At 73.4% G+C, this 23,488-nt stretch carries 20 protein-coding genes and 2 pseudogenes; 9 read left to right on the top strand and 13 right to left on the bottom strand.

What is annotated here, in order from left to right:
• Positions 1-109: 109 nt before the first annotated feature.
• Positions 110-2,194 carry a SpoIIE family protein phosphatase gene (locus tag AB0H53_RS04790; protein WP_362107152.1) on the bottom strand — a complete coding sequence of 695 codons (2,085 nt, stop codon included), beginning with the start codon at positions 2,192-2,194 and terminating at the stop codon, positions 110-112.
• 122 nt (positions 2,195-2,316) lie between these two features.
• On the opposite strand from AB0H53_RS04790, the gene aspS reads away from it, so the two are divergent.
• On the top strand, positions 2,317-4,083 hold the full coding sequence (gene aspS, locus AB0H53_RS04785) for an aspartate--tRNA ligase (RefSeq protein ID WP_362107149.1): 1,767 nt from the start codon (positions 2,317-2,319) through the stop codon (positions 4,081-4,083).
• 118 nt (positions 4,084-4,201) lie between these two features.
• Here aspS and AB0H53_RS04780 read toward each other — a convergent pair whose 3' ends face one another.
• From AB0H53_RS04780 to AB0H53_RS04765, 4 genes are all read right to left on the bottom strand, one after another.
• On the bottom strand, positions 4,202-4,630 hold the full coding sequence (locus tag AB0H53_RS04780; protein ID WP_362107146.1) for a hypothetical protein: 429 nt from the start codon (positions 4,628-4,630) through the stop codon (positions 4,202-4,204).
• A gap of 24 nt (positions 4,631-4,654) precedes the next feature.
• On the bottom strand, positions 4,655-5,098 hold the full coding sequence (locus tag AB0H53_RS04775; RefSeq protein WP_362107143.1) for a DUF4279 domain-containing protein: 444 nt from the start codon (positions 5,096-5,098) through the stop codon (positions 4,655-4,657).
• A 6-nt stretch (positions 5,099-5,104) separates the two neighbouring features.
• Entirely contained in the window at positions 5,105-5,434 is a 330-nt protein-coding gene (locus AB0H53_RS04770) for a hypothetical protein (protein ID WP_362107140.1), read from the bottom strand.
• Positions 5,435-5,557: 123 nt separating this feature from the next.
• On the bottom strand, positions 5,558-5,779 hold the full coding sequence (locus tag AB0H53_RS04765; RefSeq protein ID WP_362107137.1) for a hypothetical protein: 222 nt from the start codon (positions 5,777-5,779) through the stop codon (positions 5,558-5,560).
• Between the two features lie 468 nt (positions 5,780-6,247).
• Between AB0H53_RS04765 and AB0H53_RS04760 the strand changes: the two genes are divergently transcribed.
• Together AB0H53_RS04760 and AB0H53_RS04755 are read left to right on the top strand one after the other, a co-directional pair.
• Entirely contained in the window at positions 6,248-6,766 is a 519-nt protein-coding gene (locus AB0H53_RS04760; protein ID WP_362107134.1) for a hypothetical protein, read from the top strand.
• Position 6,767: 1 nt separating this feature from the next.
• Positions 6,768-7,511, top strand: a complete 744-nt coding sequence (locus tag AB0H53_RS04755) for a L,D-transpeptidase family protein (RefSeq protein WP_362107131.1) — start codon at positions 6,768-6,770, stop codon at positions 7,509-7,511.
• 110 nt (positions 7,512-7,621) lie between these two features.
• Here AB0H53_RS04755 and metG read toward each other — a convergent pair whose 3' ends face one another.
• Complete coding sequence (gene metG / locus AB0H53_RS04750) at positions 7,622-9,229, bottom strand: methionine--tRNA ligase (protein WP_362107128.1); 1,608 nt, start codon at positions 9,227-9,229, stop codon at positions 7,622-7,624.
• Between the two features lie 93 nt (positions 9,230-9,322).
• Here metG and AB0H53_RS04745 point away from each other — a divergent pair.
• Both AB0H53_RS04745 and AB0H53_RS04740 read left to right on the top strand, forming a co-directional pair.
• Positions 9,323-9,874 (top strand): annotated as a pseudogene (locus tag AB0H53_RS04745) (response regulator transcription factor); the annotation flags it as partial.
• A pseudogene (locus AB0H53_RS04740) lies at positions 9,874-10,551 on the top strand (HAMP domain-containing sensor histidine kinase); the annotation flags it as partial. The pseudogenes AB0H53_RS04745 and AB0H53_RS04740, both read left to right, overlap by 1 nt.
• Here AB0H53_RS04740 and AB0H53_RS04735 read toward each other — a convergent pair.
• Positions 10,548-12,002 (bottom strand): VWA domain-containing protein, encoded by a 1,455-nt coding sequence (locus AB0H53_RS04735; protein ID WP_362107125.1) that lies wholly within the window; start codon positions 12,000-12,002, stop codon positions 10,548-10,550. The pseudogene AB0H53_RS04740 and the gene AB0H53_RS04735 sit on opposite strands and share 4 nt — an antisense overlap.
• 260 nt (positions 12,003-12,262) lie before the next feature.
• Between AB0H53_RS04735 and AB0H53_RS04730 the strand changes: the two genes are divergently transcribed.
• On the top strand, positions 12,263-14,314 hold the full coding sequence (locus AB0H53_RS04730) for a PhoX family protein (protein ID WP_362107122.1): 2,052 nt from the start codon (positions 12,263-12,265) through the stop codon (positions 14,312-14,314).
• A 64-nt stretch (positions 14,315-14,378) separates the two neighbouring features.
• Here the strand turns inward: AB0H53_RS04730 and AB0H53_RS04725 are convergent, their stop codons facing one another.
• The 5 genes from AB0H53_RS04725 to AB0H53_RS04705 form a co-directional block, all read right to left on the bottom strand.
• Entirely contained in the window at positions 14,379-15,350 is a 972-nt protein-coding gene (locus tag AB0H53_RS04725) for a hypothetical protein (RefSeq protein WP_362107120.1), read from the bottom strand.
• A gap of 104 nt (positions 15,351-15,454) precedes the next feature.
• Positions 15,455-16,951, bottom strand: coding sequence for an APC family permease (locus AB0H53_RS04720; protein ID WP_362107117.1), 1,497 nt, complete (start codon positions 16,949-16,951; stop codon positions 15,455-15,457).
• 86 nt (positions 16,952-17,037) lie between these two features.
• Positions 17,038-18,966: an FUSC family protein gene (locus tag AB0H53_RS04715; protein WP_362107114.1), complete on the bottom strand. Its 1,929-nt coding sequence runs from the start codon at positions 18,964-18,966 to the stop codon at positions 17,038-17,040.
• 95 nt (positions 18,967-19,061) lie between these two features.
• On the bottom strand, positions 19,062-19,298 hold the full coding sequence (locus AB0H53_RS04710) for a DUF2630 family protein (RefSeq protein WP_362107111.1): 237 nt from the start codon (positions 19,296-19,298) through the stop codon (positions 19,062-19,064).
• Between the two features lie 17 nt (positions 19,299-19,315).
• Entirely contained in the window at positions 19,316-20,266 is a 951-nt protein-coding gene (locus AB0H53_RS04705; protein WP_362107108.1) for an endonuclease/exonuclease/phosphatase family protein, read from the bottom strand.
• 197 nt (positions 20,267-20,463) lie between these two features.
• Here AB0H53_RS04705 and AB0H53_RS04700 point away from each other — a divergent pair, with 197 nt between their 5' ends.
• The 3 genes from AB0H53_RS04700 to AB0H53_RS04690 all read left to right on the top strand — a co-directional run bounded on the left by AB0H53_RS04700 (position 20,464) and on the right by AB0H53_RS04690 (position 22,907).
• Positions 20,464-20,865, top strand: coding sequence for a hypothetical protein (locus AB0H53_RS04700; RefSeq protein ID WP_362107105.1), 402 nt, complete (start codon positions 20,464-20,466; stop codon positions 20,863-20,865).
• 144 nt (positions 20,866-21,009) lie between these two features.
• Positions 21,010-22,059: an ATP-binding cassette domain-containing protein gene (locus AB0H53_RS04695; RefSeq protein WP_362107102.1), complete on the top strand. Its 1,050-nt coding sequence runs from the start codon at positions 21,010-21,012 to the stop codon at positions 22,057-22,059.
• Complete coding sequence (locus AB0H53_RS04690; RefSeq protein WP_362107100.1) at positions 22,056-22,907, top strand: ABC transporter permease; 852 nt, start codon at positions 22,056-22,058, stop codon at positions 22,905-22,907. The genes AB0H53_RS04695 and AB0H53_RS04690 overlap by 4 nt, the downstream gene beginning before the upstream one ends.
• 82 nt (positions 22,908-22,989) lie before the next feature.
• Here AB0H53_RS04690 and AB0H53_RS04685 read toward each other — a convergent pair whose 3' ends face one another.
• Positions 22,990-23,454 carry a universal stress protein gene (locus tag AB0H53_RS04685; RefSeq protein WP_362107097.1) on the bottom strand — a complete coding sequence of 155 codons (465 nt, stop codon included), beginning with the start codon at positions 23,452-23,454 and terminating at the stop codon, positions 22,990-22,992.
• Between the last annotated feature and the right edge of the window lie 34 nt (positions 23,455-23,488).

Here is a 23,488-nt window from a genome sequence, read left to right as displayed (position 1 = left end):
GCTGCTCCCCGAGCCCGTCCGCCGCGCCGCCGCCCGGTGCGTCGTCCCGCTGCCCGCCACCGGCGTGGCCGCCGTCGGCGTCCGGCTGCGCGTCACCTTCCGGACGGCACTACGCGGCGGCCTCGCCGCCCGCCTCGTAGAGCTCGAACCAGATCGACTTGCCCTCGCCGCGCGGGTCCACCCCCCAGGCGTGCGCCAGCATCTCCATCAGGATCAGCCCGCGCCCCGACGAGGCCATCTCGCCGGGCCTGCGCCGGTGCGGCAGCTCGTCGCTGGCGTCGGCCACCTCCACCCGGAGCCGCCGGGTGCCGTGCTCGCCGGTCGCCTCCGCGACCAGCAGCGCGTCCCCGTCGGTGTGGACCAGGACGTTGGTGACCATTTCCGAGACCATCAGGACCGCCGAGTCGACCTGCTCCCCGTCCGCCCAGTCGTGCAGCAGCTCCCGGAGCTGCCGGCGGGCCACGGCGATCCGCTCCGGCTCGGCCTGGGCGACGGTCAGCGCGGTACGGCGGGGCGTGGTGCGCCTCGCCGGGGCGCCGGTGCGGCACAGCAGCAGCACGGCGATGTCGTCCTCGCGGCGGTCGGCGAGCGGACCGGTGGTGTGGTGGGAGCCGGGCCCGTGCACCGCCTGGACCAGGGTGTCGGCGAGCTCCTCCAGCGAGTCGCCGTCGTGCGCCTCCAGCAACTTGCGGATCCGGGACCAGCCGGACTCCAGATCGTGCCCGCCGGTCTCCAGCAGCCCGTCCGTGCAGACCATCAGGGTCTCGCCGGGCTCCAGGGTGAGCCGGGTCGTCGGGTAGTCGGTGTCCGGGACGATGCCCAGCGGCAGCCCGCCCGCGGTGGGCCGCTGCACCACCGTTCCGTCGGCCATCCGGATCGCCGGGTCGGGATGGCCCGCCCGGGCGATGTCCAGGGTGCCGGTCGCCGGGTCGACCTCCAGGTACAGGCAGGTGGCGAACCGCGTCGCGGCCAGGTCCCCGTCCGCGCCGGTGTCCGTGATCCCGTACAGGAAGCGTGAGGCGCGCGAGAGGACCGCGTCGGGGCGGTGGCCCTCGGAGGCGTACGCCCGCAGCGCGATCCGCAGCTGGCCCATCAGACCGGCCGCTCGCACGTCGTGCCCCTGTACGTCGCCGATGACGAGCGCCACCCGGCCGCCCGGGAGCTGGATCATGTCGTACCAGTCGCCGCCCACCTGGAGCCCGCCACCGGTCGGCACGTACCGCGCGGCCACCGCCATTCCGGGGATCGCCGGGCCCAGGACCGGCATCATCGTGCGCTGGAGCCCCAGCGACAGCTCCCGCTCCGACTCGGCGACCCCGGCCCTCGCCAGCGCCTGCGCCAGCATCCGGGCCACCGTCGTCAGCACCGACCGCTCGTCGGGCGTGAACCCCACCCGGTAGGTGAACGCCGCCATCCAGGCGCCCATCGTGCGCCCCGCCACGATCAGCGGCAGGAACGCCCACGACTCCCGGCCGAACCGCTGGGCCAGCGGCCAGGTCGCCGGGTAGCGGGCCCGGTACTCCTCGGGCGACGGCAGGTAGATCGCCCGGCCCGTCCGCACCACGTCGGCGGCCGGGTAGTCGGTGTCCAGCGGCATGTCCGTGAAGGGGCCGTCGTCGCCGGCGTTGTGCCCGTGGTGCCCGATGATCGTCAACCGGTCGCCCGCCACGCCGAAGACCGCCAGCCCGTCCGGCGAGAACCCGGGCATCGACAGCGACGCCGCCACCCGCAGCACCTCGGCCGTGGACCGCGCCTCCGCCAGCGCCCGCCCCGCGTCCAGCAGGAACGCCTCCCGGGAGCGGCGCCAGTCCCCGGTGACGGGGGTGCGGGCGGCGGTGCCGGGCTGCGGCTCGGCGACCTCCTGGAGGGTGCCGACGAGCTGGTAGTCGGTGCCCTCGATCAGCGGCTTGGACCGGCTGCGCACGGTACGGATCACCCGGCCGCTCTCGTCCATGATCCGCAGCCGGGCCTCGGCGAGGGTGCCCTCGGCGACGGCCAGATTGACCACCCCGTCGATCTCGTTCCAGTCGACCGGGTGGAAGCGGGAACGCACGGCCGCCTCGGTCAGCTCGGTCGGCTCGGCGGGGAGCCCCAGCAGCCGGGCGGCCTCCGCGTCGAGGGTCACCACCCCGGACGCGTTGTCCCAGCGCCACAAGCCGGTGGCGATGGCGGCCAGGACGTCCTCGGTGCGCATTGCCCCACTCTAAGAAGATGAGCCGACCAGCCGCCACCGAGCTGTGCCCCGGCGATCTTGGCGGGCCCGGTAACCTTGACGCATCGAGCCAGACCCCCACCGCGAAGACTGGATGAACGACGATGCATCGGTACAGGTCCCACACCTGCGGCGAGCTCCGCGCCTCTGACGTCGGCACCGACGTCCGGCTGAGCGGCTGGCTGCACAATCGGCGCGACCTGGGCGGCATCCTCTTCATCGATCTGCGCGACCACTACGGCATCACGCAGCTCGTCGCCCGTCCCGGCACCGCCGCGTACGAGGCACTCGACAAGCAGACCAAGGAGTCGGTCGTCCGCGTCGACGGCAAGGTCGTCTCGCGCGGCGCCGACAACATCAACACCGAGCTCCCCACCGGTGAGATCGAGGTCGAGGTCTCCGAGGTCGAGGTCCTGGGCGCGTCCGCCCCGCTGCCGTTCACGATCAACACGGACGACGGCGTCAACGAGGAGCGGCGCCTGGAGTACCGCTTCCTCGACCTGCGCCGTGAGCGCATGCACCGCAACATCATGCTGCGCTCGGCGGTCATCGCCGCGATCCGCTCCAAGATGGTGGCGCTCGGCTTCAACGAGATGGCGACCCCCATCCTCACCGCGACCTCCCCCGAGGGCGCCCGTGACTTCGTCGTCCCCTCCCGCCTGAACCCGGGCAAGTTCTACGCGCTGCCGCAGGCCCCGCAGCAGTTCAAGCAGCTGCTGATGATCTCCGGCTTCGACCGGTACTTCCAGATCGCGCCCTGCTTCCGCGACGAGGACGCCCGCGCCGACCGCTCGCCGGGCGAGTTCTACCAGCTCGACGTCGAGATGAGCTTCGTCGAGCAGGAGGACGTCTTCCGGCCGATCGAGAAGCTCATGACCGAGCTGTTCACCGAGTTCGGCGGCGGCCGCCACGTCACCTCCCCGTTCCCGCGCATCCCCTTCCGCGAGTCGATGCTCAAGTACGGCAACGACAAGCCGGACCTGCGCACCGACCTGGAACTCGTCGACATCACCGACGTCTTCGAGAACTCCGAGTTCAAGGCGTTCGCCGGCAAGCACGTCCGCGCGCTGGCCGTGCCGGACACCGGTGACCAGCCGCGCAAGTTCTTCGACGGCCTCGGCGACTACGCCGTCTCCCTCGGCGCCAAGGGCCTGGCCTGGGTCCGCGTCGGCGAGGGCAACGCGCTGACCGGCCCGATCGCCAAGTTCCTCACCGAGGAGAACGTCAAGGTCCTCACCGAGCGCCTCGGCCTGGCGCCCGGCCACGCCGTGTTCTTCGGCGCGGGCGACTTCGACGAGGTCTCCAAGATCATGGGCCCGGTCCGGGTCGAGGCCGCCAAGCGCGCCGGCCGGTTCGAGGAGAACGTCTTCCGGTTCGCCTGGATCGTCGACTTCCCGATGTACGAGAAGGACGAGGAGACCGGGAAGATCGACTTCTCGCACAACCCCTTCTCGATGCCGCAGGGCGGCCTGGAGGCCCTGGAGACCCAGGACCCGCTGGACATCCTCGGCTGGCAGTACGACATCGTCTGCAACGGCATCGAGCTGTCGTCGGGCGCGATCCGGAACCACGAGCCGGACATCATGTTCAAGGCGTTCGAGATCGCCGGTTACTCGCGGGAGACCGTCGAGACCGAGTTCGCGGGCATGCTCCGCGCCTTCCAGTACGGCGCCCCGCCGCACGGCGGCATCGCCCCGGGCGTCGACCGCATCGTGATGCTGCTGGCCGACGAGCCGAACATCCGCGAGACGATCGCCTTCCCGCTCAACGGCAACGCCCAGGACCTCATGATGGGCGCGCCGACGGAGCTGGACGAGGCCCGCCTGAAGGAGCTGAACATCCAGCTCCGCAAGCCGGTCGCGGACAAGTAGCCCATCGGCACGAGGAGGGCCCCGGAACCGAACGGTTCCGGGGCCCTCCTCGTTTCCCGGGGCCCTTGCCGTGGGAAGTCCCGGACGTCCTCACCAGCGCAGGGGACCGCCGGGCAGGTCACCCGTCGAGCCAGTCCAAGGGGTCTTCCTCCGGCTCTTGGGCGATCGTCAGGCTGGTGCAGGAAACGGGTAGCCCCAGCGAAGCCAGGGCGCCGATGTCTCGGGGTGCCAGGCGGAATTCCGCGTTCGTCTCGACGGTGCCCGCGACCGCCACCTCCACGGCGTGCCCGGCCATCCGGAGGGCTTCCACCCTGTCCAGGCGAGCCCGCACCTGTTCGACCAGCGCCGCCACCAGGACACCGTGGTCGCCTCCCGGGCGTTCCTCGTAGGTGTACGACCACCAGTACGGCCCTGAATGGACGACACCGCCGTCTCCGGAGGGGGTGCCGCCGAGCCCGAGGGTCTCCGAGACGGATGCCGCGTCGATGTCCCGTTTAGTCACGGCCAGCGAAATGTTGACAGAGCGCCATGTCTTCGGCACGTTCATCACAGGCTCCCCTCGATCACGGTTCTATCTTTCATTGAGGTTCGGTAACAGCCGCAAAGACATGTTCAGCCGTGCGATCCGCTGCAACTCCGCAGAGGAGAAGGGCAGGCGCGCATCGTGAGCGGCGAATCCCCCGACGAGGAGGAAGACCTCGAACCCTTCCTCCTGGAGCGATGCCAAAATGTGGCTGCGCTGTTCCGCCGCCTTCAGGACGATGTCGAGTTGCGCGGAGAAGTCCGTCGCGGTGCGCTCGTCGCACTGATACCTCCATTGCCCTTCCGCACCTCCTCCGGGATTCCAGCGGTCGATTCCCGGAGATTTCACGGCAGAGGGCTGGAGATCGAGGCGGGCAGTGACCTCGCCGGGATCGAGATCAGCCTTTTTGATCACCAGAGCGACATCGGTCAACTTCCACCGATCGACTGATCCAGCCCTGTCGGCCACTACCTTCCCCTCCTCAGAAATCATTCGGATTCACACCCTCGGCAATATGGCTATCAATGCTTGACCTCGCGACAGGCTGCCCAGTGCACATTTCCCATGTCCGACTGCAACAAGTCGGCCAACTTGGTCCGCTGGGTGCACCCCCCAGTCCCACCGTTCGCAGAAGGTCTTGAACTGCTCTGCCAGGCCGGAGTGGCCCATGCTCAAACCGGACAGGCTCAGTTCGGCGAAACCGCGCCCTGCGGTGGCTTCACCGACCATCCCCAGCTCCTTGAGCTCACCATGGGCCCTGTCGATGCCAGCTTTGATCAGCAGAAGAGCGGGCTCAGATGCCGCCAGGTCGGGCTGCTCGCCACTCATTTCGTCCCCCGAGGTCCATGACCGCCGCACGAGGGACAACGCCCTCCACCGGCGGGAAAAGCATTCCGTCGTCGCTGCCCGCATCGAGCGCCACACCGGCAGGTACGCCGAGCTCCGGCACCATCACATCGAGCAGCCGTGCACCGAGTACGGTGCGGTAGTTCCACGGGCGGTCCGCTTCGCGCGGGCCCGTGCGAACCGGCCCAGCCTCTCCTCACCAGAGAACGCGCAGATCCACCGGACACCGCCCTGCTCGGCGGTCCACAGCGACCCATACGGGTCGATCGGCACCACCACCACCGAACGCCGGAACGCACTGAGCAGTACGGCGAACTCCGGGAGCATGGCGGTCGTTCGACTCTCGGCGGGCGGAATCACCACCGCCTCCCGCACAGCCCGGTTTCCCGACGAGCCCTTGGCCAAGTCGGCCAAGCGCAATGTTCGTTCCGGCGACGAAGTCGATGGCCCGTGCCTCTCCCCGTGGACACTCATGATGGCGATCATCGCACGGGGGGATTTCCCCGCAACGGTACTTTTCGGTACTTCGGCTGGTCCGTGTCCCGGCGGTGCATCCCATCGGACGATCGCTCTTGCACACGCATGCGGGTGCGACGTGCACACACTTCCGCGAGACGATCACTCCGGTTTCCGCCGACTGCGACGTCTCCACACGGGTACCAGCCAACCCCTGGTCCGGTGAGCAGGAGGCCGGGTTCCCGCCGGGCTGGGCTTTCAGCCCGGACCGGGGGCAACCCGTTCGCTCCGCCACCGCGTTCACCACTCGTGGGACACCGACCAAATGGCGAGGAACGCATGGACAGTGGCGGTCGCGATGACAGCTTCGAGGCGTTCGTCGCCGCGGCTGGCCCTCAGTTGCTGCCGCCGGCCGCCGTCGCGCCCGACCGGCCCGTCTCCCCCACACCGGCCTCACCCGCCGACCGGAAGGTGCGCTACCCGGAGCCGTCCGGGCTGACCCTCCGGCTGGCCGGCCCTCGACGGCTGGGCGGTGGGCACCGGGTCATGCGCGCGCCCCCGTCCGCGCCGCTCGCCCAGCGAGGCGCCCTGCTGGAGCCGCACCCGCTGGAGCGCCACGCCAGGACGGTCCGCCTGCAGGCCCGCACCCTCGCCCCTCAACGACACCTGTCGGGCGGTCGGCGGCACCGCGCTCTGCACCGCGACGCCCGGCCCACCACGGGTCGGCGCACCGGCGTGGCCGCCCGCTGCCCGGGCGGCGACCCGGACCACCGCCTCGGTGAAGCCCGCCGCATCCTGGGCGGCGCGACCTCCGGCCCTGCCGCCACCACCGTCCCCACCAGCAAGGAAAGGCTCTGACATGCGCCGTCGCGCTTTGACTCGCGCGCTGCTGCTCCTGCCGCTCACCCTGACGGCCTGCGCGGATCCGTCGGGAGTACGCGAGGACCACTCGGCCCGCTCCCCCCAGGGCCGGACCGACCGGATCGACCCGCGCCCCAGGAAGGCCGCCCCCCGCGAGATCCCGGCCCTGGGCCCGGCCACGCGCGCCCGTATCCCCGCCCCCACCCGGCAGGCCGTCGTGGTCACCGGCGACGCGCCCGACTCGGCCCGTTCCACCGTCGTCCTGTACGAACGCGAACCCGGCCAGGGCTGGCAGCCCGTCTCCGACCCCTGGCCGGCCCACAACGCCCTCAAGGGCTGGACGGACCACCACGTCCAGGGCGACCTGCGCTCCCCCATCGGCGTCTTCACCCTCACCGACGCGGGCGGCCTCCTCCCCGACCCGGGTACCGAGCTCCCCTACGACCAGGGGCCCGGCTTCACCGCCCGGGGTACCGGCACCCAGGGCGAACCCCTCGCGGGCGCCTTCGACCACGTGGTCGCCATCGACTACAACCGCCGCCCGGGCACCACCCCCCTGGACTGGACCCGCCCCCTGGGCCCCGGGCGCGGCGGCGGCATCTGGATCCACGTCGACCACAACGGCCCGACAGAGGGGTGCGTGTCATTGAAGAAGCCCCGGATGCGGGAGCTCCTGACGTGGCTGGACCCGGCGAAGCGGCCGGTGGTGGTGATGGGGGACGTGACGTCACTGGGTCGGTGACGCGGGCTGCGGATGTGGGATGTCGTACGCAGGGCCGCGTCCGGGCGTACGGCGGGACCGCCGCCCCCTCGTCGGGGAGCGGCGGTCCGGTGGGTCGTCGGCGGGGCCGGTCAGCCCTTCTTCGGCTCCTCCAGGCGCGGGAACAGCACCGCGCCCTTGGTCACCGTCGCGCCGGCCGGGAGGCGGCCCCAGGTGGCGGCGGACTCGACGGTCTGGTCGGCGAGCGGGCCCAGGACGGGTTCCGCGCCGAGGGAGTCCCAGAGCTTCCGCGAGGTGTCCGGCATCACCGGGTTCAGCAGGACGGCGACCGCCCGCAGGGATTCCGCCGCGGTGTAGAGGATCGTCGCCAGGCGGGCGCGGCCGTCCTCGCTGTCGTCCTTGGCGACCTTCCAGGGCTCCTGCTCCGTGATGTAGCCGTTGACCTGCTTCACGAAGTCGAAGATCGCCAGGATGCCGCCCTGGAAGTCCAGCTCCTCGCCGATCTTCCGGTCGGCCTCCGCGACCGCCTTGGCCAGGCCCTCCTGGACGGCCTGCTCGGCGGCACCGGCGGCCGTGGCCTCCGGCAGGGCGCCGTCGAAGTACTTGCCGACCATCGCCGCCACGCGCGAGGCGAGGTTGCCGTAGTCGTTGGCCAGCTCGGAGGTGTAGCGGGCGGTGAAGTCCTCCCACGAGAACGAACCGTCGCTGCCGAAGGCGATCGCGCGCAGGAAGTACCAGCGGTAGGCGTCCACGCCGAAGTGCGAGGTCAGGTCCTGCGGCTTGATGCCCGTCAGGTTGGACTTCGACATCTTCTCGCCGCCGACCATCAGCCAGCCGTTCGCCGCGACCCTGCCGGGCACCGGCAGGCCCTGCGCCATCAGCATCGCCGGCCAGATCACCGCGTGGAAGCGCAGGATGTCCTTGCCGACCAGGTGGACGTCGGCCGGGAAGGTCGACTCGAACTTCGCCTGGTCGGAGCCGTAGCCGACGGCGGTGGCGTAGTTCAGCAGCGCGTCGACCCATACGTAGATGACGTGCTTCTCGTCCCACGGCACCGGGACGCCCCAGTCGAAGGTGGAGCGCGAGATCGACAGGTCCTGGAGGCCCTGCCTGACGAAGTTCACCACCTCGTTGCGGGCGGACTCGGGCTGGATGAAGCCGGGGTTCCGCTCGTAGAACTCCAGCAGCTTCGGGCCGTACTCGCTCAGCTTGAAGAAGTAGTTCTCCTCCTTGAGGATCTCCACCGGCTTCTTGTGGATCGGGCACAGCTTCGTGCCGTCCTCGGCCTCGAGGAGGTCGCCGGGGAGCTTGTACTCCTCGCAGCCCACGCAGTACGGGCCCTCGTAGCCGCCCTTGTAGATCTCACCCTTGTCGTACAGGTCCTGCACGAACTCCTGGACGCGGTCGGTGTGCCGCTTCTCCGTCGTGCGGATGAAGTCGTCGTTCGCGATGTCCAGGTGCTCCCAGAGGGGCTTCCACGCCTCCTCGACGAGCTTGTCGCACCACTCCTGCGGGGTGACCCCGTTCGCGTCGGCCGTGCGCATGATCTTCTGACCGTGCTCGTCCGTGCCGGTGAGGTACCACACCTTCTCGCCGCGCTGACGGTGCCAGCGCGTGAGCACGTCGCCTGCGACGGTCGTATAGGCGTGGCCCAGGTGAGGAGCGTCGTTGACGTAGTAGATGGGGGTCGAGACGTAATACGCCTTCGCCCCCTGCTTCTCGGATCCAGTGGCCGCCATGGTCGAAATCCTATCCGGCGCCGGAAGCTGTCCTCACCTCCGATTCCAGGGGTGGAGAGGTCCGCGAAACACGGCGTGGGCGAGAGTGGGGGGATGCGTGTACTGGTTGCCGAGGACGAGCGGGTCCTCGCCGGGCTGGTGGCCACCGGACTGCGGCGGGCCGGGTTCGCCGTGGACGCCGTCCACACCGGCGACGCCGCCCTGGCCCACCTGGCGCTGTACGACTACGACGTGGTCGTCCTCGACCGCGACCTGCCGCGGGTGCACGGTGACGAGGTCGCGCGGCGGCTGGTGGCGGGCGGGGCGCGGACCCGGATCCTGATGCTGACCGCCGCCACGACCGTGGCGGACCGGGTCGCCGGGCTGGACCTGGGCGCGGACGACTACCTGGGCAAGCCCTTCGAGTTCCCCGAGCTGGTCTCGCGGGTGCGCGCGCTGCGGCGGCGCAGCGCCCGGCCGGTGCCACCGGTGCTGGAGCGGCTCGGGGTGCGGCTGGACACGGCGCGCAGGACCGCCGAGCGGGACGGGCGGGAGCTGGAGCTGTCGCCGAAGGAGTTCTCGGTGCTCCAGATCCTGCTGGAGGCGGACGGGGCCGCCGTGTCGGCCGAGGAGCTGCTGGAGCGGGCCTGGGACGCGCACACCGACTGCTGTCGCGGCTGGAGGCGGCGTTCGACAGCCAGCGGCGGTTCATCGCCAACGCGTCGCACGAGCTGCGGACCCCGCTGGCCACGCAGCGCACGGCCATTCAGGTGGGGCTGGACGACTCCGTCCCGGTCAAACAGGTCCTGCTGGACAGCAACCGCCGCAGTGAGCGGCTGATCGACGGGCCGCTGATGCTGGCCCGCGGCGAGCGGGGCCTGGCGGAGCGGGAGGACGTCGACCTGGCGGAGGTCGTGGCGGAGGAGTGCGCCCGGTACGGCCTGACGGCCCGGATCGCCACGGGCGGTGTGGTGCGGGGCGACCGGCTGCTCCTCGCACGGCTCACCGGCAACCTGCTGGCGAACGCGGTGACGTACAACGTGCCGGGCGGCTCCGTGGACGTGCGGGTGGCGGGCGGCGTGCTGACGGTCGCCAATACCGGGCCGGTCGTCGCCGAGGCCGACGTCCCGGGGCTCTTCGAGCCGTTCCGGCGGGGCGAGGGACGCGACCGGACGGGGCCGGGGTCGGGACTCGGGCTGTCCATCGTGCGGTCGGTCGCCGTGGCGCACGGCGGGACGGTCACGGCCGTCCCGGGCGGCGGGCGCGGCGGCCTGGCCGTGACGGTGCGACTCCCGGTCGCGCCCGTCTCCGGCCCGGCCCCGCGCCCGGCCACCGGGTCCTAGACGGACCAGGCCGCGAGGACCTCGCGGTAGAAGGTGGCGTACGGCACCTCGCGGGGGGTGGGGCCCGCGTGGAAGAACGCGGCGTTGTCCGCCTGGAGCCTGCGGAGGTAGTCGAACGCCTTGTTGTCCTCCTCGCCGAAGGCGACGAACTGGAAGAAGACGCCGCTGTCGCCGCCGGCCGCCTCCTCGGCCTCCGCCAGCGCCTGGGTGGCGGCGGTCCTCGACTCGGGCGCGCCGTCCGTCTGGAAGAGGACCAGCGCGGGACGGCCGGCCCCCGACTTCTTGTGCTGGGCCACGACCTCCCGCACGGCGTACTCGTAGTGGGTCCGCCCCATCCGGCCGAGCGAACCGTGCAGCTCCTCGATCCTGCCATCGACGTCGTCGAGGCTCACCTCACCGGTGCCGTCGAGCTCGGTCGAGAAGAACACGACGGGCACGGTGGCGTCCTCGTCGAGATGGGCGGCGAGGGCGAGAGCCCGCTCGGCGAGGTCCTGGGCGCTGCCGTCCTTGAAGTACGGGCGCATCGACCCCGACCGGTCCAGCACCAGGTACACGGTCGCCCGCGTCCCGGTGAGCCCGCGCTTCCTGAGCACGGCCCCGGCGGCCTTGTACGCGTCCGCCAACTGCGGCGCCCGCGCCTTGACCCGTGCCAGGGTGTGCGCGGGCTTCGCGGGGGCGGCTGCCGTCTCCTCCGGCTCCGGCTCCGGAGCGGGGGCCTCCTCCGGCGCGGCGGGCTCGGCCGCCGACTCCTCCGGGAGGTCGTCCTCCGGTGCGGCGGCCGCCTCGGGCTCCTGTCCCGGGGCCGCCTCGGGCTCCGGGGCGACGGCGGCTTCGGCGGCGGGTTCGGGCTCGGGGTCGGGCTCCGGGGCGACGGCGGCTTCGGGCTGCTGCTCCGGGGCGTCGGCGGCCTCGGGCTCCCGCTCGGGCTCCGGATCGGTGTCGGCCTCGGGCGCGGCAGCCTCGGGCTTCGCCTCGGCGGCGGCTACGGGCTCGGGCTCGGGGTCGGGCGCGGGGGCGGGCTCAGGGGCGGCCTCGGCCTCGGGCTTCGTCTCGGCGGCCGGCTCGGGCTCCGGGGCCGCCTCGGCCGCCGCCTCCGGCTCCGAAGCCCCGGCCTCCGGCGCGGAGGTCCCGGGCTGCGGCTCCGCCTCGGCGGCGGGCCGGGTCGGGGCCGGGGCGTCCTTCGAGGGGGCCCCCTCGGCGGGTGCCGGTTCGGCGTCGCGGGCCGGGGGGATCGTGGTGCGCTGGGCGCGGGCGTTGTCGAAGGAGGCGGCCACCAGGTCCGCCGCCGCCAGTTCCACCGGGGACGGGTTCGCCGGGGACGGCACCGTCGCCGTGGGCTCGGCCGGGGCCACCGCGCGCTCCGTCTGCGACGGGACGGAGGGGGGCGCCGACTCGTTACGCTCCGCACGGTCGCGTCCAAACACCTTGCGCAGCAAGCTCCGAATGCCCATGGGAGTGGCCTTTCGCATGTTGGGTGCCGTGTATGTCCGTACTGCGAGAATCATCCCTGGCCAGGACGGACACGTAAGGTTAGCCGCCCCGAGTGGCGCCGAAAGGCAAGGGGGAATTGCGTCAACCGCACCCCGTACGCCCCGGATTCATCCGCCGTTCACCCGGTCGCCGCCGCACTGCTGGCGTTCCCGCCTAACGTCACGGCCGAACGACATTCCCGACACCATGTCGGCGCGGGGTGCGCCGGAGGAGGATTGAAGTGCGCAAACTGCTGCCGTTGCTGAGCACCGACTCGCACGCGGGCGGCCGGTCCGCCCTCACCTGCCGCTACCGCTGCGGCGACGCGTGCTTCCACGAGGTGCCCAACACCAGCGACAACGCGTACGTCGGTGACGTCATAGCCGGCGCCCTGTCGCGTCGTTCCATGATGCGTGCCGCCGCCGTCGTGACCGTGGCCGCCACCGCCGGCGGGGCCCTCGCCGTCCAGGGCGCCCAGCCGGCCGGGGCGGCCGTGCCGGCCGCGCCGCGTACCGGCGGGAAGGGCACCGGTGCCCGTGGGCTCCGCTTCGCGCCGGTCGCGCCCAACAAGGACGACAAGGTCACCGTCCCCGACGGCTACGCCCAGAGTGTCGTCATCCGGTGGGGCGAGCCCATCCTGCGCGGCGCGCCCGCCTTCGACCCGGACCGGCAGACCGCCGAGGCGCAGGCGGGCCAGTTCGGGTACAACAACGACTTCCTGTCCCTGCTGCCGCTGCGCGGCGAGCCGGGCCGTCAGCTCCTGGTGGCCAACCACGAGTACACGGACGAAGTGCTGATGTTCAAGGGGTACGACCCCGAGAACCCGACCCGCGAACAGGTCGAGATCGCCTGGGCGGCGCACGGCCTGTCCGTGGTCGTCGTCCAGGAGGAGCACCGCTCCGGCCGGCTCACCCCGGTGACGCGGCACCCGCTGAACCGGCGCCTCACCGCGACCAGCGAGTTCGAGCTGACCGGCCCGGCGGCGGGCGGCAAGCTGCTGCGCACGTCGGCCGACCCGGCCGGCCGCACGGTGTACGGCACGCTCAACAACTGCGCCGGCGGCACCACCCCGTGGGGCACCACCCTGCACGGCGAGGAGAACTTCAACCAGTACTTCGCCAACGGGTCGTCCGCCACCGACAAGCGGTACGGCATCGGGACCGGCGCCACCGAGCGCAAGTGGGAGCGGTTCGACCGGCGCTTCGACCTGCGGCAGGAGCCCAACGAGGCGCACCGCTTCGGCTGGGTGGTGGAGCTCGACCCGTACGACCCCGACTCCACGCCCCGCAAGCGCACCGCGCTCGGCCGCTTCAAGCACGAGGCAGCGCAGCCCCGGCTGACCGCCGACGGCCGGCCGGTCGTCTACATGGGTGACGACGAGCGCTTCGACTACTTCTACAAGTTCGTGTCGAGCAAGCGGATGAAGAAGGGCGGCAGCCGTGCCGCGCGCGAGCACAACCTGACCCTGCTCGACGAGGGCACCCTGTACGTCGCCAGGCTCACCGGCGACTCGCCGCAGGACGTCGACGGCACCGGCCGGCTGCCCGCCGACGGCGAGTTCGACGGAGCGGGCCAGTGGATCCCGCTGGCCACCGGTGATGTCTCGCACGTGCCCGGGATGACCGCCGAGGAGGTGTACGTCTTCACCCGTCTCGCCGCCGACAAGGTGGGCGCCACCAAGATGGACCGCCCCGAGGACGTCGAGCCGAGCCCCCGTACCGGCCGGGTGTACGTCGCGCTGACCAACAACAGCGACCGGGGCAAGCCCGGCAAGGCCGGTGCGGACGAGGCCAACCCGCGCAACGTCAACAAGCACGGCCAGATCCTGGAGCTGGCCGAGCACTGGGACGACCCGGCGTCCGACGGCTTCGCCTGGCGGCTGTTCCTGGTGGCGGGCGACCCGGACGACCCGGCCACGTACTTCGCGGGTTACCCCAAGGACAAGGTCAGTCCGATCTCCTGCCCGGACAACGTGGCCTTCGACCCGCACGGGAACCTGTGGATCTCCACGGACGGCAACCAGCTCGGCTCGCACGACGGCCTGTTCGGGGTGGCGACGCGGGGCGAGCGGCGCGGTGAGCTCAAGCAGTTCCTGACCGTGCCGACCGGCGCCGAGACCTGCGGCCCGATCATCCAGGACCGGCGCGTCCTGGTCGCGGTGCAGCACCCCGGCGAGGTCGACGGGGCCTCCGCCGAGAAGCCCGCGTCGACCTGGCCGGACGGTCCCGGCCGGATCGTGCGCCCCTCGGTGGTCGTCGTCTACCGCGAGGACGGCCGCGACATCGGCGTCTGACCGGCCGGTGCGGCCGGTCCGGCCGAGCGACCGGGCCGCGCCGGGAGCGGTGCGGGGTGGCGCGTCAGCGCAGTAGCTGTTCGCGCCACCTCGTGTACTGCTCCGCCGGGTCGCCCGTGTACGACCACGGCACCCACGAGGCCCGCGCGCCCAGCATCCGGAGAACCTCACCCGCCACATCGGCCAGGCCCGCGTAACAGGCGCCGTGCGCGAGGTAGTTCAGCGGCTCGACCTCCTCGGGCCGCACCGGGCCCGGGGCGCGGCCACCCAGCCAGCGGTCCCGGGTGCGCCGTACCTCCGTCGCCGCCAGTTCGTGCTTCCAGTGCTGGTCGAAGCCGCGCACCGGTCCCCGTCCGCGCGCCGCTTCGGCGATGTGGCGGTACTCCTCCACCCGGGCGATCTGCACCAGTACCGGCAGCGGTGACCCGGGCGGCGCCGCCCCGGCCACGTCCCGCGCCACGTCGTACATCGCGCCGTGCGTGCCGTGCCACCGCGCCGACCAGTACCGCACGAGCTGCGCGTGGCCCTCCAGGTGGTGCGGGTCGCGCCGCCGCAGCTCGTCCCACCAGCCGCGCAGCTCCCGGCGCCCGACCCCGTGCTCGTACAGCCGGGCCACGGTCAGCAGCGAGGCCCACGGCATCGGGTCGGCGGGCCGCGCGTCCGCCGCGCCCAGGCAGGCCATGACCGCCGCGTCGAGCCGCGCCCGGTCCACGCTGCCGCCCCGGCCGACCTCGATGGCCCGGTCGAAGACCCGGACCACCTCGGTCGCGGCGCGCAGCACCGCCGCGTCCGGGTCGTCCGGCTCGGCCGCCCGCCAGGCCTCGACCACCGTGCTGCGGGCCGCCGCGTGCGCCAGCAACCGCACCCGGTGCGTGCGCGGCCCCCAGTGGTCACCGGTGGCGCGCAGCAGGTCCCGGACGCCCTGCCAGCGTCCGATGACGATGTCGTGGCGCGCCTCGGTGAGCGCGCGGTCGCCGCAGTCCGGATCGAAGTCCGGCCGGAAGCGTGCGGAACGACCCCGGCGCCGTCCTGCCATCCCATCCCCCCTCTCTGTTCCGCCTCTTCGGTCTGCGAGCTGTTGCGGCTCCGGTGTCTCTCGGGCTGGTTCCCCGCACGGGGCCCGGGAACGGCCGGTGGTCGTCAGAAGTCGGTGGCGAGCGCCTCGTCGCCGCCCGGCCGCCGGCCGCGCGCCACGGGGTACGGCTCGGCAGCCGCCAGCGCCCGTGCCGCGTCCAGCTTCGCCGGACGGTAGTACGAACTGCCCTTGTGCCAATACCAGAACATCGGCACGAGGCCCGCCGCCAGCCCGCCCAGGCCGATCGCGGCCGCCGCCGTGCTGAGTCCGCCCAGCGACTCGAAGAAGATCCAGAACATGAACGCCGAGCCGAGCAGGGGCCAGGCGCCGCCCAGGACGAAGTCCCGTACCGAGGCGAGCAGCATGCCCCGGTAGGCCACCACGGCGGCGATCCCCGCCAGGCCGTAGTAGAAGGCGATCAGCAGTCCCATCGCGCTGACCGCGTCGGCGAGGATGTCGCCGACCGAGCCGAGGGCGGTCGCCGCCACGAACAGCAGCAGCGCGACCGCGCCGACGACACCGATCGCCACCCACGGGGTGTTCCAGCGGCGGTGCACGGCCCCGAGAGCGGCCGGCATCGTCCGGTCCCGGCCCATCGCGAACAGTGAGCGCGTCACCTGGATGAGGGTGGTCTCCAGGGTGGCCACGGTGGACAGCATCACCGCCACGACGAGCAGCTTCCCGCCGGCGCCGGGCCAGATCACCTCGCCGAGCAGGACCAGGACGTCGGCGCCGGCCGCCTCGGTCCGGTCGGTGGGGAGCAGGACGTTGACGGCGATGGTGAACGCCTCGAAGAGGAGGAAGACCACCCCGACCCCGACGAGCGCGGCGAGCCCCGCCGTGCGCCGGCTGTCGCGGGTCTCCTCGCTGAGGTTGCTGGTGACGTCCCAGCCCCAGTACGAGAAGGCGGCGATCAGCGCGCCCGACGCGAAGCCCGGGACGCCGTCGAAGTGCCAGGGGCCCAGCCAGGACCAGTCGAAGGAGGCGGCCGAGCCCCGGTGCAGCAGCGCGCCCAGCACGAACAGCGACAGGATCAGCAGCTCCACGCCGGTCATGAACAGCTGCGCCCGTACGGTGAGCCGGGCGCCGCCCAGCACGACCAGCAGCATCGCCAGGAACCACCCGGCCCCGACGGCGGTGGCGAGCGCGGTGTCCTGGGCGAGGGCCGGGTCGAACAGCGCGAGGGTGAGCTGCCCGGCCGGCAGTGACCCGGCGACCATGAAGAACATGGCGGCGACCACCAGTGCCCAGCCGGACAGGAACCCGAGGAACGGGTGGAGGGTGCGGCCCACCCAGGAGTAGCTGGCGCCCGCGTTGACGTCGATGCGGCCCAGGCGGCTGAAGGCCAGCACGATGCCCAGCATCGGCAGCGCGCAGTACAGCAGCGCGGCGGGCGCGGCGAACCCGACGGTGCCGACGAGGACGGCGGTGGTGGCGGCCAGCGAGTAGGCGGGCGCGCTGCCCGCGACCGCCATCACGACGGTGTCGAGCGTACCGAGGACATTGGGCCGGAGCCCCCGGCCGGCGGTGCCGGACGTGCCCCCGCGGAAAGTGGTGCGCATGGCGAATGTCCTTGTTCGGTAGGGCATATGGCGTTCGCCGGGGGCGGCGTGGCCGCCGGACCGCGTATACGCGTGCGCATCGTAGGTCACGCGCCGGGTGAGGCGATGGCGCGGGCCGCCGCCACCTCCTGCCGCAGCGGCGCGAGGACGCCTTCGTCGTCGCCCGCCGGCTCCGCCGGCACCGGCACCAGGACCTCGCTGCCGCGCAGCGCCCCGGCCAGTTCGCGCAACTGCCCCTCGACGCCGGCGACCTCGGCGGCGGTGGGCGGTTCGGCGCCGTGGTCGGCCCGTACCCGCGCGGCGGTCGTCGCGTCCACGATCCGCTCCACGGCCACCACCAGCGGCCACCAGGCGGCGGCCCGGGTGCCGGTCGGCGGCGGTTCGGTCAGGGCGCGCTGGAACTCGGAGCGCACGGTGGACAGGTCCCGGTAGAGCCGGCGCCTGGCCCGGGCCCGGGCGGCGGGGTCCGTGGCCGGCCCGAACGCGTCGGCCACATAGCGGGCGGTGTCGGCGACGGTGTCCGCGAGCCGGTCGCCGATCCGGGTGTGCCAGCTCTCCGGCCACAGCAGGTAGCCGGCGACCAGCACGATCGCGCAGCCCAGCAGCGAGTCGTACAGGCGCGGCAGGACCAGGCCGAAGCCCTGGCGGTTGAGGAGGTCGGACAGGAGCAGGATCACCGGGGTGATCGCGGCGGTCTGGAAGGCGTACCCCTTGACGGTGCAGGCCGGGATCAGGGCGGCCAGGACCATCGTCACCGGCACGTCCCACCAGCCGCGCGGCACCTGCGACAGGACGGCCGCCGCGATGACGAGGCCGGCCGCCGTGCCCAGCGCGCGCAGCACCGCGCGGGAGAAGACCGAGCCGAAGTCGGGCTTGAGGACGAAGGTGACGGTGAGCGCCACCCAGTAGGAGCGGGGGACGGGGACGAGGGAGACCAGGGCCTGGGCGAGTCCGACGCACAGCGCCAGGCGCAGCCCGTAGCGCCAGGACGCCGGGGAGAGCAGCGCGCCCCGCGCGGCACGGCGGAACCGCACGCGCAGCGCGGCGGGCAGGCCCAGCCGGTCGTCCACGCCGCCCGGGTCGGGCTCGGTGCGGTGGACCACGGTCGCGGCGTGCCGCAGGGCGTGGTCGACGGCCCGTTCGGAGGGGCTGCCGGTCCCGGCATCTCCGGCCCGGACGGCACCTCCGGCCCGGGCGGCACCTCCGGGCGCGTCGGGGTCGAGGACGGCGGCGGCCAGGTCGTGGACGGCGGCCGGGACCTCGGCCGGGAGCGGGCGGCCGAGCAGCCGGGCGCGCTGGTGGGCCGCCGGAGCCGCCTCCAGCACCGGGATCAGCGCGCCGAGCTGGGCCAGCAGGCGGACGAGGGCGGGGTTGCGGCCGTGGTCGCGGGCACGGCGGGCGAGGACCAGGTCGTAGGCGGTGTTCAGGGCCTGGGTGACGGCCTGGCGCCGCTCCTCGTACGCCGGTGTGCCCGCCGCCGCCAGCAGCTCGGCGACGGCCCGGTAGGCGTCGGCGACCGCCGCTCTTTCGGGCACGCCGCCGCGCAGCGGCCAGCCCAGCAGGGTGAGGGCGAGGACGACGGCGCCGCCCAGGGTGAGCAGGACGGGAGCCGTCCACCACGGGTCGGGCATCGGCAGTCCGGCGCCGACGACCGCGTTGAGCAGGACGAGCAGTCCGGAGGCGGAGGCGACCGCGCCGATCGACGAGATCATGCCGGAGACCAGGGCGACGAGGGTGAGGACGCCGACGGCCGCCCAGCCCCGCCCGTGGACGAGCGTGCCCAGGGTGACCCCGAGAGCCCCGAAGAGCTGCGGTACGGCGATGTTGTACAGCCGCATGCGGTAGGCGTCGGCGGTGTCCCCGATGACCCCGGACAGGGCGCCCATGGAGACCAGCGCGCCGTACACCGGCCGGTCGGCGGCGAGGCCGACGGCGAGGGGCGCGGCGAGCGCGACGGAGGCCCGGACGACGGCGGCCCAGGGCACCGGGGCGGGCTGCGGGCGCAGGCCGTGCACCAGCCACGCCGGCGGCCCGCCGCCCCGCCGCCCGCCGCCCCCCGGCCGGTGACGGCGCGAACCCCCACGGCGCGGCCTCCCGGGGCGCGGCGCGTTCAGCTGAGGTAGCCCTCGACCTCACCGGGCGGGCGGGGCTCGGCGCTGTCCGGGCTCTCGCCGAACTCGGACTTGGCACGGCGCTGCCGCAGCAGGTCCCAGCACTGGTCGAGCCGCACTTCCAGGGCCCGCAGCCGCACCCGTTCGTCGTCGCTCAGGCCGCCGGCCCGGTCGCGCAGGGCGCGTTCCTCACGGACGAGCGCACCGATGTGGTCGAGTATCTGCTCGTTGTCCATGCGTCCACCTTCCCGGATTACGGCAGGGCGTGCAGGTCGAGTTCGACGAGCAGGGCCCGGTGATCGGTGCGGGGCACCGGGAGGAAGCGCGCGCCCCGCACCGCGAAGTCCGTACTGACCAGAACGTGGTCGATCTGCGCGAACGGGGGCAGCGGCCCGTCCTGCGGCCAGGAGCCGGTGCGGGCCGCGCCGGCGATCCTGGCGCTGTCGTGCAGAGCGCCGGAGTCGAGCACGGCACGGAAGGCGGCGTGGTCCTGGGAGGCGTTGAAGTCCCCGGCCAGGACGACGGACCGGCCCCGGTACCCGGCGGCGAAGTCCCGCAGCTCGGCCAGCTCCCGCCGCCAGGCGGCGACCCGCCCGGGCAGCGGCGGCAGTGGGTGCGCGAGCTGGAGCCGTACGTCCTTGCCCCCGGCGCGCAGGGTGGCGCCCGGCATGCCCAGGGTCCCGGGCAGCGCGGGCGCGGGGGTGAGCGGGCGGGCGCTGAGGACGACCGAACCGGCCGGGCCCGGGGCCGCGACCTCGGCGCGGTGCGGGAGGGCGGTGGCCAGCAGCCGGACGCAGCCGGGGTCGCACTCGGAGACGAAGACCAGGTCGGGGCGTTCGCGCCGGATCACCGCCAGCAGCTCGGCGGTGGCGCCGGAGAACTCCACGTTGGACGCCAGGACGGTGAGGCGCGCGGTGACCGGTCCCCGGGCACGGGTGGTGTCCGGCCCGTAGGGCTGGGCCAGCCACACCGTGACGGCGAGCAGGGCGGCGGCCCAGACCACCAGGGCCGGGCGGCGGGCGGCCGTGGCGAGCGCCAGGGCCGGCACGGCGGGGACGGCCGACCAGGGCAGCAGCGCGAGCAACTGGGGTACGGGGGTGACGGCGTCGGCCCCGGCGAGCCGGCAGCCGGCGACGGCGGTGGGCACCGCGAGCAGCGCCCCGGCGGCACGGGCGGCGGTACGGCGACGGGAGGGGCTGTCCACCCGCTGATCCTCCCCCACACCCCGGCGGCCGTCCGCCGGCCGACCGCCCCGACCCGGCGCCCGCCCCCTCCCGCACCCGGTCGCGGCACCGACGCCGAACCCCGCGCCGGACGGTCGGGCCGGGCCCGGCCGGTCCACTTGCCGGGCGCCGGCAGCGGGTGTGCCCTGAAGGCAGGGGGAGCGAACGGAGGAGCGCCATGGCCTCGCACGTAACGGTGCCCGGGCGGCACCGCCGCCGTCACGCCGCCCGCCGCACGCCGCGCCGCGGCTGGGTGGCGCCCGCCGTCCTGGGTGCCGGCTACGGCGTCCTGGCCCAGTGGATCGAGCGCGCCGGTGACGCTTCGCCGACCTGGGGCGAGGGCCTGCTCGCCCTGGTCGCGGCGGTGGTCTTCGGCGCCCTGTGCCACGGGGTGTTCCGCGTCCGGCGCTCCCTCACCCGCGAGCCGCGCGCGGCGGCCTTCGCGGCCCTGGCGGGCGTCGGGCTGGGCTTCCTGCTGAGCCTGACGACCTCCAGCGTGCTGACGGTCGCGGTGCTGTCCCTGCTGGTGGCGGCGGCGGTGTTCTGCGTGGCGCTGTACCTCTTCCACACCCACGAGTGAGCGTCCCGCGCGTCCGGGGGCGCCGTCCCCGCGGTCCCCCGGTGGCCGGGACGGCGGAAGGAGTGGCGCCGCGCGCGCGGGCGCCGGAGACTTGGGGCACTGCGCCGCGAGTTGTCCGAGGACTGCCCTTTGGAGACGGTGACGATGACGAACACCGACCTGGCCATCGAGACCCACGGCCTGGTGAAGGTCTTCGGCGCCAACCGGGCGGTCGACGGCGTCGACCTGCGGGTGCCCGCCGGCACGGTGTACGGCCTGCTGGGGCCCAACGGCGCGGGCAAGACCACCGCCGTGAAGGTGCTGGCCACCCTGCTGCGGCCGGACGGTGGCGAGGCCCGGGTCTTCGGCCAGGACGTGGTGCGGGACGCCGACGCGGTACGCGGCAGGGTGAGCCTGACCGGGCAGTACGCCTCCGTCGACGAGGACCTGACCGGCACCGAGAACCTGGTGCTGCTGGGCCGGCTGCTCGGTCACCCCAAGCGGGCGGCGCGCGAGCGGGCCGCCCAGCTTCTCGCGGCCTTCGGGCTCGCGGAGGCGGCCGGACGGCAGGTGAAGAACTACTCGGGCGGCATGCGGCGCCGTATCGACATCGCCGCCTCCATCCTCAACACGCCGGACCTGCTCTTCCTCGACGAGCCGACGACCGGCCTGGACCCGCGCAGCCGCAACCAGGTGTGGGACATCGTCAGGGCGGTCGTCGCCCAGGGCACCACCGTGCTGCTGACCACGCAGTACCTGGACGAGGCCGACCACCTGGCCGGGCGGATCGCGGTCATCGACCACGGCAGGGTGATCGCGGAGGGCACGAAGGGCGAACTGAAGGCCTCGGTCGGCTCCGGCTCGGTGCACGTACGGCTGCGCGACCCCGCGCAGCGGCCGGACGCCGAGCGGGTGCTGGCCACCGCGCTGAACGCGACCGTGCAGCTCGATGCCGACCCGGTCGCGCTGACCGCCACCATCGACGGCCGTACCGAACAGGGCGCGGCCGAACGGGCGGCGCGGGCACTGACGGAACTGGCCAGGGCCGGGGTCACCGTGGACAACTTCGCGCTGGGCCAGCCCAGTCTGGACGAGGTCTTCCTCGCCCTGACCGACCGTACCCGCGCGGGCGGCGCCGCGGAGGACCGGGACGGCCGTGCCGGGCCCGCCGCCGGTACCGGACTCGCCGCCGGCGGGAAGGAGGCCGCCGTATGAGCACCGTGAGGGCCGCGGCCGACGACACCGTCCACGCCGCCCCCCGGGCGGAGGACCTGGCGGCGCTGCTGGTCGCCCGGCAGCGGCCACCGCGCGCCGGCGCGCTGTCCGCCTCCCTGACCTTCGGCTGGCGGGCCATGCTGAAGATCAAGCACGTGCCGGAGCAGCTCTTCGACGTCACCGCCTTCCCGATCATGATGGTGCTGATGTACACGTACCTCTTCGGGGGGGCGCTGGCCGGGTCGGTCGCCTCGTACGTCCAGTTCCTGCTGCCCGGCATCCTGACCATGAGCGTCGTGATGATCACGATGTACACGGGGGTGTCGGTCAACACCGACATCACCAAGGGCGTGTTCGACCGGTTCCGCACCCTGCCGATCTGGCGGCCCGCGCCGATGGTCGGCTACCTGCTGGGCGACGCGGTGCGCTACCTCATCGCGTCGGCGGTGATGCTGTCCGTCGGCCTGCTCATCGGCTACCGCCCGCACGGCGGGGTGGTCGGGGTACTGGGCGGGGTGGCGCTGCTGCTGGTGTTCGCCTTCTCCTTCTCGTGGATCTGGACGATGTTCGGCCTGCTGCTGCGCAGCGAGAAGTCGGTCATGGGCGTCAGCATGATGGTGATCTTCCCGCTGACGTTCCTGAGCAATGTCTTCGTGGACCCCAGGACGATGCCGGGCTGGCTCCAGGTGTTCGTCAACAACAGCCCGGTGACGCACCTGGCGGGCGCGGTGCGGGGGTTGATGGCCGGTCACTGGCCGGGCGCCGACATCGGCTGGTCACTGGCCTGGTCGGCGCTGTTCGTCGTGGTCTTCGGCGCGGTGACGATGCGGCTGTACAACCGCAGATGACACGCCGGGCGCGGACGGCACGCCGGGCCGCGGACGGCAGCCGACCGCGAGTGGAGTGCCGCGCCCGCGCCCGGCCGGGGTGTCAGCCGGTGTCGCCGCGCACCACGACCACCGGGCAGGGCGCGTGGTGGGTGACGTGCCGGCTCACCGAGCCGAGCAGCGCCGCCGTGAGACCGCTGTGCCCCCGGTCGCCCACCACCAGCAGGGAGGCGCCGGCGGCGCGCTCCACCAGCGCCTGCGCCGCGTGGCCGTTGACCACCAGGCGGTCCGTGGCGGCGGCCGCCGCCCCGCCGAGGGTGGCCGTCACCGCCTCGTCCAGGGTCCGGCGGGCCAGCTCCTCCGGGTCGGCCTCGGCCGCCGCGCCCGAGGGCATGGCGGCCAGGGGCATGCCCGGCGCCATGGCCGCCCAGCCGGAGGCCGGGTACTCCCAGCCGATCACGGCCTCCAGCCGGTCCCCGGTCAGTTCCGCCTGCCGGGCGGCCCACCGCAGCGCCCCGAGGGACGGTTCGGAACCGTCGACGCCCACCACGATCCTGCCCGCTGCCATGCCGGCCTCCAGGTTGCTCGTCACGCGCCGCCCG

The organism is Streptomyces sp. NPDC050856, from assembly GCF_040653855.1.
GTDB lineage: Bacteria > Actinomycetota > Actinomycetes > Streptomycetales > Streptomycetaceae > Streptomyces.
Note: the sequence above shows the minus strand (reverse complement) of the source record. Positions and strands in the feature narration are given on the sequence as shown.